The organism is Acinetobacter sp. FDAARGOS_515, from assembly GCF_003938865.1.
GTDB classification, from domain to species: Bacteria; Pseudomonadota; Gammaproteobacteria; order Pseudomonadales; family Moraxellaceae; genus Acinetobacter; species Acinetobacter ursingii.
This window is the reverse complement of sequence record NZ_RKIX01000003.1, coordinates 2,478,106-2,492,480: the sequence shown is the minus strand read 5'-3', so window position 1 is coordinate 2,492,480 and position 14,375 is coordinate 2,478,106. Positions and strand designations below refer to the sequence as shown.

The following is a 14,375-nucleotide window of genomic DNA, read 5'->3' as shown; positions in this document are numbered from 1 at the left end:
ATTTCCATAAACTTCACCTATCCCCGCTACTTTTAGTAAGGGGGAGTACACTTTAAATCGGCTATGAACTAAGATTTCAAATTGAGACATATCTTCAGAGAAATGTGAAAAAAAGACGAGAGACGTGCTAAAAATTACTAAGTTTTTTCAACATCACAAAGAGAAATGGATATATAAAAACTCTAAATAATTATAATTTTAGTATTAATACTATCCTGAAATTTCGATGCCTTTATGCCAATATGTAGTAGTATTAGGTTCAATTATTGTATTAACATAATAATGAGAAGCTAGTTTGATATGAGTTTTAGAATATATTTACATTTTTAAAATCCTATTATAAAAACTATGTTTTTTACTTTCTGTAATAACACATAAACTGACCCTAAAATTTATTTTCAATTATCTCATCTAAATAATCTGCCCATTTTTGCAACCATTCAGCGCATTCTTTTTCATAATTATGTAAATTATACGTACCTTCAATACCCTTTTTGGAATGCCCCAGAACTGCTTCAGCAATATCCGAAGGACACCCCAATCGAGACAAACCTGTTCTAACCGTCCGTCGCAAATCATGCGGATTCCAGTCATCCATATTATCTAACCAAAGTTGTTCAGGACGAAAATTCGCCTGAACTTTGTCTGGATTTTTCATTTGCCACTTTATTTCTGTTAGAGATTTCTGCTGAATAGGCAACCCAGTTCGAGACGATGCAAATAAATATTCCTGATCTGGGCGATATAAATTTAGTAAAAAATTGATACATTGCCTTGATAACTGCACATAACGCTCGGTACTATTTTTTGAAGCTTTTAGATGCCATGTTCCTTGATCTAAATTAAAATCTCTCCACCGTGCATCACATAACTCTCCTGTACGGCATCCCGTCCACAAAGTCAAAAATAGGATATGCTTTTGATGTGTTGTAAATCCTGATGTTGGCAGCCAAGCCCATACATGTTTTAATTCCTGATCATTTAAAACTCGTGTACCCTTTTTACAGGTAACTTTCAGTCTTGACTGCTTGATGCTCATTTTCGCCAATAAGGCTGGATTGGCAAAATTTGAAGGAAATTGCTCTAAGCCGATTGCATACTCATAAGCCAACGTTAGCTCAGACAATACTCGTCCAGCCTGCACATTAGACCCACGATTAATAATTTCTTTGGTTAAAGCTACCACATCTTTTCGAGTAACCTCTAACGCGACTAGATTCCCCAAAACCCTCACTGCGTCACCATAAAGAGTTCGCCGTGTTTCAGCCTGACCTTTTGGCTTGCGTACCCCTAAAACCTTTTTCTTTTCACCTGTTTTGGGATCAGTAATCCAATGGTCTTCGATCACCTCAGTCAAATACATTTCTATCATTTGATGTACAGTGAGTTGGCACATATTTTTTTGTGCAAGCTCTTGTTCGATTTGTTGCTGCAATTTCTCCTGCTCTTTTTTTTGCTTTGGACAAACCCCTTGACTTCTTTCAGCTTTTAAACGACCAAGTTCTATTCTTGCCTCAGCTAACGAAACTTGAGGAAAAGTACCAATCTTGTATTGTTTGATGGAATCATCAACAGGACTGCGATAACGGTAAAAAAAGGTTTTCATTCCCGTTTTGCCACAATGTACACGTAGCCCTACATATTCTCCAATATCCGCTTTATCAGGATCACCTATTTTCATTTTCTCAATCGCTTTGGCTGAAAGCGCTTTTTTAATAATCGTCTGTTGCTCTCTCGAATGAGCCATTTTAATCCTCACAGGCATACTAAATTATTTGTTATCCTTTCAAGCTGTCTATTTTTCAATATTGATCGGGAATGATGCCTAGTTTAGACTAAAACAACCTACACTAAAACCTACACTAACGTTTTAGATTAAGTTAGATTTGTTTAGACTTTATACTACTCCCTTGGATACTCTGCTTATGTTAAACACTATCAAACTTATTGAATATAAAGGCTTTAATGATGATGAAAGATAATAATAGCATAGCAGACCTATCTAGCCATACCCCTATGATGCAACAATATCTAAAAGTTAAAATGGAACATCAGCATGCTTTACTTTTTTATCGCATGGGTGACTTCTACGAACTTTTTTTTGACGATGCACGTAAGGCAGCCAAGTTATTAGGTATTACCCTGACCCATCGCGGTAAAACCAATGGTGAACCTATTCCTATGGCTGGCGTACCTTATCATGCTGCCGAAGGTTATCTAGCACGTCTGGTCAAAGCAGGACAAACGGTTGCAATTTGTGAGCAGGTGGGAGAAGTTACAGGCAAGGGACCTGTTGAGCGTAAAGTCGTTCGTATTATTACGCCAGGGACCATTACTGATGATGCATTGCTAGGCAGTTATCAATCTTCAAATTTGGTCGCGCTGTGTATTCAACAAAATAAAATTGGACTGGCTTTACTAGATTTAAGTGCCAGTATTTTTAAGGTTCAGGAACACGAATTTAAAACTGAACAATTAGCAATTGAGCTTTCACGCTTAATGCCGAGTGAAATTGTTGTTGATGAAGATTTAGTCGATCAGAATATTTTGGAACAGATCAAAAAACAATTAGACTGCCCGATTACCAAGCGCCCTAATGTTGATTTTAATTTAAATAATGCCCAAAAGACCTTATGTGATCAGTTTGCTGTTGCAACACTTTCTGGCTTTGGAATTGATCATTTACCCCTTGCCAAAGCCTCTGCTGCGGCCTTAATTCACTACGCCAAAGAAACCCAAAAAACTGCTCTGCCACATATTCGCTCGATTCAACTTGAACAAAGTTCAGATTTTATTGCTCTTGATCCGATCACTCGCCGCAATCTGGAAATTATCGACCCGCTATTTGAACATGGGATGTCTTTGTTCAATTTAATCAATGACTGCCAAACTGCTATGGGCGGTCGTTTACTCAGTCGTACCTTAATGCAACCCATCCGTGATACTGCACTTCTAGATGCGCGACTGGACGCGACGGAGCAGTTATTAACCGGTTATCACGAATCACCCGTGCGCTTAGTATTAAAGGAAATTGGTGATATTGAACGTGTGCTAAGTCGTGTTGCATTGGGCAGTGCGCGTCCACGTGATCTAGTGCAATTACGTCATGCATGTGCTCAAATTCCATTTCTGAGACATGCATTACTGCCTGTAATTCAGGCAAAATCCTCGACCTTACTCGCTGACCTCGACCAGCAATTGGGCGATTTCAAAGAACTCCATCAATTACTTTTATCTGCAATTGTCGAAAATCCGCCCGTATTACTGCGTGATGGTAATGTGATTGCCGAAGGTTATGATGGTGAACTGGATGAGCTACGCAAAATACGTGATCATGCAGGACAATTTCTGATTGATCTTGAAATTAAAGAACGGGAACTCAGTGGTATCCCGACGTTAAAAATTGGCTATAACCGGGTCAGTGGTTATTATATCGAATTGACACGCGCGCAGGCAGAGCAAGCTCCAGAGCATTATATTCGTCGCCAAACCCTAAAAAATGCCGAGCGTTATATCACACCAGAACTTAAAGGTTTTGAAGATAAAGTTCTTTCCAGTGAATCCCGCGCGCTTGCCCGCGAGAAACTACTATTTGAAAACTTGCTTGAAACGCTTAGGCAGAATATTGCCAATTTACAAATGATGAGTGCAGCGATTGCCCAGATTGATGTCTTGGCAAATTTTGCGCATCAAGCACGTTTGCAACACTGGAATCGTCCTGAGTTTAGCCCTGAGATCGGGATTAAAATTCATGCAGGGCGTCATCCAGTGGTCGAAGCATTAAGTAAAACACCCTATACCCCTAATGATACCTTTTTAGATAGTCATCATCGTATGGCGATCATCACAGGGCCGAATATGGGGGGTAAATCTACTTTTATGCGTCAAACCGCATTGATTAGCTTATTGGCATATTGTGGTAGTTATGTGCCTGCTCAATCAGCCAAATTGGGTCCGATTGATCGAATTTTTACCCGTATTGGTTCAGCAGATGATTTATCGACCGGTAAATCGACCTTTATGGTGGAGATGACCGAAACATCACAGATTCTACACCATGCTACCCATCAATCTTTAGTTTTGATGGATGAAGTCGGGCGTGGTACCAGTACCTATGACGGTTTGTCCTTAGCTTGGGCCTGTGTGCTAGACCTGACTAAACGTATCAAATGTTTATGTTTATTTGCGACGCATTATTTCGAGTTGACTGAGCTTGGCAGCGAAGCAGGGATTGATAATTATCATGTGACGGCTAAAGAAATGAATGGCAATTTGATCTTGCTTCATAAAGTACAACATGGCCCCGCTAGCCAAAGTCATGGTTTACAAGTCGCAAAACTAGCGGGTATCCCAGCAGCCGTGATTAAAGAAGCACAGAAACGCTTAAAAATACTGGAAAAACAGCAGCAGCAACATATTCAATCCGCAGTACAAAATGATTTATTTAATGCGGTTGAACATGAAATTGAAACACCAGTGATTGAAAAAGTCATCGAAGTTGAAGCTCAATCGCCTGCACTTGAAATGCTGAAACAAATTGATGTCGATAACTTGACACCTCGTCAGGCACTTGAACAGCTTTATTCATTAAAAGCGACTCTCAATTCTTGAAATAGCTTATGGAACAGATCACACATAGTGGTCTGTTCTGATCATTTATCTTATTCATTTCAATTTACATACAAGGACAAATCTTTCACAACTTTTTACCCGCTTATAACGAGGTAATGATAAAAATAAACGTATATTCAAAATAGGAAAATAAAAATGTCACGCGGAGATAAATCAGCCTATACCGATAAACAAAAACGCCAAGCTCAACATATTGAAGAAAGTGAACGAGAACGTGGACATTCTCAAGAAGAAGCTGAACGAATTGCATGGGCAACGGTAAATAAACAAGATGGCGGTGGTCTAAAAAACTCACATAAAACCAGTAAATAATGGTTTAATTGAGAGTTACTATCAACTACAGTGATATAAATCAGTCCTTTTCATCAATCCGAATAATAAATATCAATAAAAGGAATTGTTAGTCGCCCCCTTTTTTGCCTAAAATACAGCATTCGGAATTAGAACCATATTTTTTAGGTAGCTGTCGCCATGACCTTCGTTGTCACTGAAAACTGTATTAAATGTAAATACCAAGATTGCGTAGAAGTATGCCCAGTTGATTGTTTCTACGAAGGCCCAAATTTTTTGGTGATCAATCCTGATGAATGTATTGACTGTGCGCTATGTGAACCTGAATGCCCTGCCAATGCAATTTTCTCAGAAGATGAATTACCAGAAGGTCAGGAAGTCTTTATTGAACTTAATGCTGAACTGTCTGAAAAATGGGCAGGCAATAATATTACTCAAATTGGTGAACAACCTGCTGACCGTGAAGAATGGAACGGTAAACCAGATAAGCTTCAGTATTTAGAGAAATAATTGCACATTAGACCAGCAAAAGCTGGTCTTTTTGTATCTGAATCACACATTTCATTGCAATTTTTCCTCATTTTATCCATCCTTTTCGATTAGAATAAGCCCAATTTAAAGTAAGCAATTGATTGTATTATGCCGAAATTTTTGAAGGGGTTGCTTGCGATAAGCCTTGCACCTATGTTCATGGTTGCTTGTACCACCTCCCCTCAAAAAACTGGAAAAGTCACACCTTCCACGGGACATCGTATTTATATTCCGCAGGAAAAAGTCATACTTGAACGTCCTGTTCCAGTGAAAACCGTTCCTGCCGCCTATTTAGCATGGTTAAGCATGGGTGATAATCGTTCACGTGTTCAAGAATATGAACGTTTTCTTGAGCGTAATAATGTCGCTAATGTTGTCCCTAATTTTGAATTATTAAAAACGGCACGGGACTGGCAAAAATGTGGCCGTTCACAATATGCAGTTCCCAATCGTGAACTCTGGAACAATGCCATCCCAACCTTGCGCATTTTCAAAGCTTTAGTCGCCCAAAAAGTTCTCACTGATTTTGAAGTCACTTCCGTTTATCGGGATTTACCTTTGAATCAATGTGCAGGCGGAGCGAACTCTTCGCGACATTTATTTAATTCAGCGATCGATTTTCGTATTGGCCCTGAGTATCCAGAGTCGCAAGATTACGCTTTCATTGAAAATACCAAATTTAAGTTATGCCAATTCTGGGCACAACATGGACAAAGTCTGGATATGGGCATCGGTATTTATGCTTCAGGACAGATTCATATTGATACTCAAGGCTATCGAACTTGGGGACCCGATCATAGTCGCAATAGTTCAATGTGTAATTATTAAAAATATCTTTATTTTGTTTGAAAGAGACCATATGAGTCTCTTTTTCAATATTAGAGAGTGAAGTTTTGATTTTCCTGTCACTTAAAATTGCACATCGAATAGAAATGGTTAAAATGCTGCTATCTCAGTATAGGTAACACCCGTTATGCAACAGATGTGGACAGACATTGATCACTATATCGATTCACATTTAATTCCCGAAGATCCAAACCTGCAATTTGCACTGGAGAATACTGCCAATCAGGGATTTCCAGATCATTTGGCCGTTGCACCTAATCAGGGTATGCTTTTACAAATGTTGATTCAGATGAATCAGTGTAAACGTGTTTTGGAGTTAGGAACATTTGCGGCCTATAGTACAGTCTGGCTAGCGCGCACTTTACCTAAGGATGGCTATTTACTTACCATTGAAGGACGAGATAGCCATGCAGCACTGGCACAACAAAATATTGATCATGCTCAATTCGAAATGCCTGTTGAACTCAAAGTCGGACGTGCCGCAGATATTTTACGTGAAATAGACCCTACGACATTTGAACCATTTGATTTTATTTTTATCGATGCAGATAAACAAAGTTATCCTGAATATTTAGAATTAACCTTGAATCTTTCACATTCGGGTACGATTCTGGTACTGGATAATGTGATCCGTGCGGGTGATATTCTGGATGAAAATAATAAAAAACCAAGTATTGAAGGTATTCGTCAGACCTTTGAAGCTTTGCAAAATCATCCTCGAATTTTATCCTGTACCGCTTTACAAACAGTAGGCAGTAAAGGTCATGATGGCTTTGCAATTGCCATTGTAAAATGATGATCAAAAAATATGCTTTATTTATTTTTTATTTAAAAACAATAACCTATTTTTATTTACATTGCTTGTCCATATAGTTATCCACAAGATTTGCGGATAACTATGGATAAGGCATTACATTATTTCGCGACCAAGAGTGGTACCGTCGCATTACGGAAAATCGAGGTGGCAATACTACCCAAAAAGAACTGGTGGATTTTACTGTGACTAAATGCACCTAGCACGATCATCTGAATACCATGTTCACGTTGATATTCGAGTATATTTTCTGCCACATCGCCATAACGATAAACCGTGACCACCTCGATGCCCGCATGGCTTAAAAATTCTTCTGGATCTTTTAAGACTTGAGGATGATCACCCACATAAAGTAAATGACATTGTAAAGTTTTAAGCAAATCACTCTGCGCAATCCGATGCATCATTTTGACGCAAGTTGGAGAGTATTCATAAGCAAAAATAAAACGGGTTGGCGCTTTAAAAGTTTCACCAACGGTCATGACAGTACAGTTTGCACCGCGAATAAAATTTTCAACATTACTACCAATGGGTTTGTTTTTTTCTGCTGCACGCTCCCCCACGCGACCAATCACCACAAAATCATCTTCTTTTAAAATACTAAAACTTTGTTCAAGAAAGTCCCCCTTTTCCTGAATCTTTGAACTGCTTAAACCATATTTTTCTTCTATCATTTCAGAGATATGTTTAAGTAAATTATTGCTATAGTCTAAAGCCAGTTCACTTTGTTTCTGCTCTAGCTCGGCAAGTTCTTTGAGCAACATGGCATTACTCTCAAAACCAATGACACCACTAATTTCACCGAGATGATAACTGGCAGGATAGTAGTCAAGAATTTGTAATAACACCAGTTCACGCTTGGTTTGTTTAGCCACCCAAGCGGCAGCTTCTGCAATTGCATTAATACAAGGTGAAGAATCAATACATGCAATAACACGACTCATAATAGCCTCTCTTCATTAAGGTCTGATGCCTTGGAGATTTTGTTTGTTACTTTTAACTTAGCATAATTCGGCTAAAACTACGGTAATTTTTTATATGGTTTAAATTATTTTGTATATAAAACAATTAAATGATTAAAAAACCAGCTATTTTCTATTTTTAATCCAGCGTGCAGGATTCCCTGCAACAACATGATAAGCCTCTACATCTTTCGTCACCATACTATTCATACCCACGACGGCATTTTGCCCTATTGAAATGCCATCTTTGACACCGACGTGCGCGCCAAGCCAGACATCCTGACCAATTTCAATGCCTTTGGAGGTCACAGGTTGCTGATAAATTGGACGATCTAATTCCATACCATGATCAAAAGCATAGAGATGACAATACGCGGCAATTCGCACTTGATCATGCAACACAATCCCTGCACGACCGCCATCCAATATACAATGATGGTTGATCGCCACTTCATTGCCAATGCTTAAAGGCCCATGTAAGGTACAATCGGCTGCAATAAAGGTATTATCACCAATGCTAATTTTGCGTCCAGGTTCCGCAAAGATATGTGCCAATGGAGAAATAAAACAGTTTTTCCCAATTTCAACAGTTTCCATTTCCATCAAATAGGTTTGATATTCCATCTGCCATGCTTCTGCCCATTCACGGTGTTTGGGTTTTAATGACCAATAAAGCCATGGCATATAGTTGAGCCGGTGCTTATGCTGTTCCCGATATTTCAGCAAGCGTTCATCATTCATGTTCAGGCTCCACAATTTTTAATTGTTCTCGCCCACGGGTGATATCCTGAAGTTTTAATTTTAATGGGTCAATCTGATGAATCTGTAAAGCAGCTTCTACAATGACACCTTCAGCCGTGTAATTTTCAGTATATTCCATTTGCTGATGTTTCAATTCATATTGAAGAATTGGCCATTCATTAAAATAACAAGAGAAAATAACCTGTTTTTTTTCAATGAGTTCTATTTTTTCTGCGAGTATTAAGCATTGTCCTGCACAGCCTCCATAGGCGCGTACCAAACCACCCGTTCCGAGTTTTACGCCACCAAACCAACGATTAACCAAAACTAAAACATTGGTCAGTTCATTGCCTTCTATGGTTGCCAAAATCGGTCGACCGGCTGTGCCAGAAGGTTCACCATCATCATTAAAGCGTACCTGATGCCCTATTTTCCAAGCCCAACACTGATGAGTCGTGCTGATATCTTTATAGTTTTCCAAAAAAGCTTTAACCTGTTCTTCGTTTTCAACAGGAGTTGCAAATGCCTGAAATCGACTTTTTTTGATTTCTTCTTCAAAACAAACCAGTTGTGCGATGGTAAAAGGCATAGCAGCAAAAAAGATCAATCATAAAATTAACATTATAGCCTGAATTAAAGTTGGTAATGACAAAAATCCCCGCAATAGCGGGGATTTAAGCATCTCTTCAATTCTTTATTACTATTTACCGCTCTCTTAACGCCTCTTTGGCCTTGTTAAACGGTTTTAATAAATAATCCAGTACCGTCTTCTCACCCGTACGAATATCTACCGTTGCCACCATCCCCGGCGTGATACTAAACGACTTGCCTTCTTTGTTATAAAGCTTGTCAGAATCGGTACGGATATACACCCGATAATAAAACTGATCCTGCTTCACCTCATCTCGAATCGTATCTGGCGAAATCACCGTCACCTTGCCTTTTAACCCCCCATAAATCGAGTAGTCATAGGCGGTGATTTTGACCAGTGCTTCCTGACCCGGATGGATAAAGGCAATATCTCGTGGAGAAATACGTGCTTCAATCAGCAGTTGTTCATCCAGTGGCACAATGGTCATCAACTTGCCATTTTGTGGAATCACCCCACCTTGGGTGGTCACCGCAATTTCCTTGACCACACCACGTACCGGGGCTTTAAATGTGGTGCGGTTTAAAGTGTCAGTACGACCACGTACAATCTGCATTTGTTGTTCGGTATCGGTATTGGCTTTTGATAATTCTTCACGTGATTTGACGTAATATTGGTTACGTGCATCATTGATTTTATTTTGCAGGTCATTGGCTTCACGTTTTAAGCGTAATACTTCTACTTCACTGGCAGCGCCTTTGGCAACTAAGGGTTCGGTCATGGTGAGTTCCTGCTGAACCAGTTGTAAAGCCAGTTTTAAACCCGAAATTGACTGTTCCAAATTTTCGCGTCTGGAATTATATAAGGCAGTTTCTTCTTGTACCAGTTTCGGATCTTTTTTCACCTCATCGGGAAACACCAATGGGGTACCATTTACTTCTGCACGTAATCGCGCTGCTGTTGCCTGTGCTGAAATCAGTAAGGATTGCGATTCGCCTACGTTCGATTCAAAGCGGGTCGGATCAAGCTGTGCCAGCACTTGTCCTTTTTCGACAATATCACCTTCTTGTACATCTAGCTTGGTCAGGATTCCACCATCCAGTGATTGAATCACTTGTTCTTTAGAAGATGGGATGACTTTGCCTGTACCCGTAGAGACTTCTTCAAGTTGAAATAGTCCTGCCCAAAGCAATAATATCAGCAAGCCGATACCGATAATCCAGATCACTAAACTGGCGCGCGGTAAAGGCGGTTCTTTATAGGACACTTTTGTCGCGCGTTTTGGGTGTTGTAGTGCGTCACTCATGAACGTGCTCCTGGTCCTGTTTGAATCTGTTGGGCTGCTGTGGCGGCGTTCTGGCCATTGAGGATCTGGTCACGCGGTCCATCCATGACAATTTTGCCTTCATTGACCACGATAATCCGATCAACCAGCTCCAATACTGCACGTCGATGTGTTGCCACAATTAAGGTACGATGCCCGAGCCATGTTTTTAAGTGATCAATCAACATTTTTTCTGAAACATCATCAATTGATGCAGTTGGTTCATCCAGTAGTAAGATGTTCGGTTGTCGAATCAGTAGTCGTGCCAACAATAAGGCTTGTCGTTGTCCACCAGAGAAACCCACACCTCCCTCTAAAATCAGATGATCCAGTCCTTCTTTTTTCTCTTCAACGAAGCTTAAAGCACCTGTCATTTTCAGAACTTTGAGAATGTCTTCATCATTGGCCAAAGGTGCGCCAAGGGTTAAGTTTTCTCGTATGGTGCCGTAGAACAGGTGAGCATTTTGGTTTAAAAGTCCCATGTCACGACGGATATCTGATGGATCAATCAGGCTTAAGTCCAAACCATCCAGACTGATTTTGCCTTGTAGTGGAAATTGCATGCCAGACAGCAGTTGTAATAAGGTCGATTTACCTGCGCCATTGCGCCCAAGTACCGCAATCTTTTCTCCTGCCTGTATGCTCAGATTCGGGATGATCAAGGTCGGTTTGGGATCATCCTGTCCATATTGAAATACTACGCCCTTAAGTTCATAGTCACCATAGATCACAGGTTTATGAATCAGATGTGCCTGATCTGGTTGATCTACTGGCTTTTTCATCAGTTCATCCAGACTGGTTTTTGCGACTTTGGCTTGTTGTAAACGTCCCAATACCCCCGTGATTTGTGAAATCGGTGCCAGCATTCGAGAGGATAGAATCGAACAGGCCACCAATGCACCTGTGGTCATGTCTCCTTTAATCACAGCAAAGCATCCCACTAATACCACTATCGCATAGGTCAGACCCTGTATTTTTTGGGTCCAGGCAGTGAGTATCCCCACGATCTTCCGCTGCCGCATGCTGATATCAGCAGAGACTTCATTCATGTGGTTCCACTGGTTTTGAAAGCGGGATTCAGCGCGCAGTAGTTTGATGTCTTCAATGCCCTGTACCGCTTCCACCAGAATGGCATTACGAATTGAGGATTCGCGCATGCCTTCTTGTGCCAGTTTGGCTAATTTTTTTTGTACCAGCAGTCCTGGCACAATCATCAATGGCACCACCAAGACCATCACCCAGAATAAGTTTCCGCCAATCAACCAGAAAATCACCAGAAACAGGAAGAAGAATGGCAAATCAGCAATGGCACTGATGGTGGTTGAGGTCACCAGTTCACGCACTCCTTCTAATTCACGAACTTGTGAAATAAAAGTCCCTGTTGATTTGGAGCGTTCTTTATTTTTGATGCGTAGTGCATGGCCAAATACCCGATCTGAGATTTTCAGATCCGCTCGTTTTCCAATGATATCGGACAGATAAATTCGGGCAACACGTAATACAAATTCAAAGATCGCTGCCAGTAATACTCCACCTGCCAAGACCCATAGGGTTGGATAAGACTGGGAGGGAACCACACGGTCATACACCTGCATGGAAAAGATAATGGTCGCCAATGCCAGAATATTGGCAATCAGTGAGGCGAACATGATATCGATATAGCGTTTCCAGTCTTTGAGAACAATCGACCAGAACCAGCTCGGTTCATAGGGTTTGATGTATTCATCGACGCGTGCATCAGGAATTGAGCTTTCTGGACGTACGATATAGATGTTTTTGATCAGGCTATTGAGTTGATCCAGCCGAAAGCTTTGGGCTAAGCCTTGTTCTCCACTGAGCTGGATGCTGACCTGTCCTTCTCCATCCGCTTTGTCTATAACCCCGACTTGTCCATCATGAAATTCTGCGATGACGGGCAAGCGCCATGGGTTTAAGAGTTCGCCTGAAAAGGTAAGTTTGCGATAGTTCAGTCCCATTTGTCGGCAAATCAGTAATAGTACGTCATCCACCGTGTGGTTCTGGTTCCAGTCCAGTTGAAGGCGGATGCGTTCTTCTGACGGTTCGATCCGATAGTGTTTGGCGATCACAAGGACGGATTGTAACCACGGCTGATAATTGAATGCTTGACTCATGGTTGCACCTCAAATCCCTGAATTGAAAGATGGTTTAGTTGGTAGGCCTGACGAGTCCGTCCCGTGGTCTGGATAAATTGCACCAAACTGTTGTAAATGTCATAACGTGCAGTTTCAAGTTCGTTGTTGGCCGCATGAATAGCCATTTCTGCGTTGAGCAAATCCAGTACTGAGCGCGTCCCCAGTTTATATTGTTCCTGATATAGCTCACGGGTTCTGACCGTGGTTGCTTGTCGTTCTGACAATACTTGTATTTGTCTTTGTTTGTTTTCGATGTTTTCGCGTGTGGTACGCAGTTGATCCAGTACATCTAGATACACGGTGTTGACTTTGGAGCGTGCCGCTTCTTCTGCATAGCTGGCAAATTTTACTTGGGCAGCCACTGCACCCCCCTGAAAGAAGTTACTGGAGGCTTCCAGCATGATGCTGTTATAAAAGCCATCGTCTTTGTTGTTATTGGGATTGACCCCATTTAGGGCCTGACTCAGTGAACCTTTGACAGATAAGGTCGGATAGAGGCTGAGCTGAGTTTGTTTTTTTTGGGATTTGGCAACTTCTACTTCTGCCTGTGCTGAAATCATTTTTGGGATGGTGTTAAATTCCGGGTCTCTAAAGAGATCAGAGGATTGCACCAGATTTTCTGGAATCGTCCAGTTTTTATTGCTGACATCAAAGCCCAAAAGTGTGCGTAGCCGCTGTTGGTATTGTCGCAGTAAGGATTGTTGGGCGATCAGGCTCGATTGTGCCGATTGTAAGTAAGATTCAGCCTGTACAGGGTCAGCCTGACTGCTAATCCCTGCGTTAGCTCGCAAGTTGGCAATATCCAGAATGCGCTGGATACCTGCCACCTGTTGTTCTCCGATCTGACTGATGCGTTGGTAGCGTTCAATATTGATCACCGCAGAGGCAACCTGATAGGCAATGTCATCGATGCTGACCAGTACGTTGGCCTGTTCTACGATCAGTTTGGCTTTTTGGGTATCGACACTGGATTTGACTTTGCCAAAGTCATACAAGAGTTGGGTGGCACTCAAGGTCAGGAGCTGGCGACCGCGTTCGCCTGTGGTTAAATCACCTGTACTGATCCCAGCTGTGAGTTGTGGGTAGTACTGGGCTTTGGCCACATCGATATTGGAGTTTTGTGCAGCAAGACTAGCAATACTTTGGCTGATCTCAGGGTTGCGTTGTACACCGATCTTTACTGCATCTACAAGATCAATTTGGTGATTTGCTAAATTGCTTGTCGAATATGCTTGTGTTGAAGGAGTTGAAAAGCTTCCCACTACAGGTAAACGATCTAAACTAGATGTATCTACTTGAAAGTTAGATAAATCCTGAAAACTTACTTTATTAAAATTATTATCTGGTGTTGAGTGAAACAGGTTTTCTACGCTTTGTTTAAGTGATTTACCCACCGTGGAGGAAGAGTCTGCATAGCTAATAGGTATATAAAAACCACATAATAAATAAAGAGGAATTCTTATAAAATGCCGCCATTTGTTCATTCTTTTAT

The 14,375-nt window shown here is 41.0% G+C and carries 12 protein-coding genes; 5 read left to right on the top strand and 7 right to left on the bottom strand.

The window, feature by feature from the left end; all coding sequences use genetic code 11:
- Positions 1-385: 385 nt before the first annotated feature.
- A complete protein-coding gene (locus EGS47_RS13590) occupies positions 386-1,747 on the bottom strand; it encodes a tyrosine-type recombinase/integrase (RefSeq protein ID WP_005004835.1) in 1,362 nt (453 codons plus the stop codon).
- A gap of 224 nt (positions 1,748-1,971) precedes the next feature.
- Between EGS47_RS13590 and mutS the strand changes: the two genes are divergently transcribed.
- From mutS to EGS47_RS13570, 5 genes are all read left to right on the top strand, one after another.
- Positions 1,972-4,611: a DNA mismatch repair protein MutS gene (gene mutS, locus EGS47_RS13585; RefSeq protein WP_035272328.1), complete on the top strand. Its 2,640-nt coding sequence runs from the start codon at positions 1,972-1,974 to the stop codon at positions 4,609-4,611.
- Positions 4,612-4,767: 156 nt separating this feature from the next.
- Positions 4,768-4,944, top strand: a complete 177-nt coding sequence (locus EGS47_RS18445; protein ID WP_004988673.1) for a hypothetical protein — start codon at positions 4,768-4,770, stop codon at positions 4,942-4,944.
- A 159-nt stretch (positions 4,945-5,103) separates the two neighbouring features.
- Complete coding sequence (gene fdxA, locus EGS47_RS13580; RefSeq protein WP_004652744.1) at positions 5,104-5,433, top strand: ferredoxin FdxA; 330 nt, start codon at positions 5,104-5,106, stop codon at positions 5,431-5,433.
- Positions 5,434-5,562: 129 nt separating this feature from the next.
- Entirely contained in the window at positions 5,563-6,282 is a 720-nt protein-coding gene (locus tag EGS47_RS13575) for a D-Ala-D-Ala carboxypeptidase family metallohydrolase (RefSeq protein ID WP_005004842.1), read from the top strand.
- A 145-nt stretch (positions 6,283-6,427) separates the two neighbouring features.
- A complete protein-coding gene (locus tag EGS47_RS13570) occupies positions 6,428-7,096 on the top strand; it encodes an O-methyltransferase (protein WP_005004850.1) in 669 nt (222 codons plus the stop codon).
- A 119-nt stretch (positions 7,097-7,215) separates the two neighbouring features.
- Here EGS47_RS13570 and EGS47_RS13565 read toward each other — a convergent pair whose 3' ends face one another.
- The 6 genes from EGS47_RS13565 to EGS47_RS13540 all read right to left on the bottom strand — a co-directional run bounded on the left by EGS47_RS13565 (position 7,216) and on the right by EGS47_RS13540 (position 14,367).
- Positions 7,216-8,058: a universal stress protein gene (locus EGS47_RS13565; protein ID WP_005004855.1), complete on the bottom strand. Its 843-nt coding sequence runs from the start codon at positions 8,056-8,058 to the stop codon at positions 7,216-7,218.
- A gap of 144 nt (positions 8,059-8,202) precedes the next feature.
- Complete coding sequence (locus EGS47_RS13560; RefSeq protein WP_005004856.1) at positions 8,203-8,817, bottom strand: acyltransferase; 615 nt, start codon at positions 8,815-8,817, stop codon at positions 8,203-8,205.
- Positions 8,810-9,406, bottom strand: a complete 597-nt coding sequence (locus EGS47_RS13555) for an IMPACT family protein (RefSeq protein WP_005004857.1) — start codon at positions 9,404-9,406, stop codon at positions 8,810-8,812. The genes EGS47_RS13560 and EGS47_RS13555 overlap by 8 nt, the downstream gene beginning before the upstream one ends.
- 115 nt (positions 9,407-9,521) lie before the next feature.
- Positions 9,522-10,712 carry an HlyD family type I secretion periplasmic adaptor subunit gene (locus tag EGS47_RS13550; protein ID WP_004988690.1) on the bottom strand — a complete coding sequence of 397 codons (1,191 nt, stop codon included), beginning with the start codon at positions 10,710-10,712 and terminating at the stop codon, positions 9,522-9,524.
- Entirely contained in the window at positions 10,709-12,862 is a 2,154-nt protein-coding gene (locus tag EGS47_RS13545; RefSeq protein ID WP_005004858.1) for a type I secretion system permease/ATPase, read from the bottom strand. Before EGS47_RS13545 ends, EGS47_RS13550 begins: the two co-directional genes overlap by 4 nt.
- The gene (locus EGS47_RS13540) at positions 12,859-14,367 is read right to left on the bottom strand and encodes a TolC family outer membrane protein (protein WP_171394544.1); all 1,509 of its coding nucleotides are present in this window, start codon (positions 14,365-14,367) and stop codon (positions 12,859-12,861) included. Before EGS47_RS13540 ends, EGS47_RS13545 begins: the two co-directional genes overlap by 4 nt.
- Between the last annotated feature and the right edge of the window lie 8 nt (positions 14,368-14,375).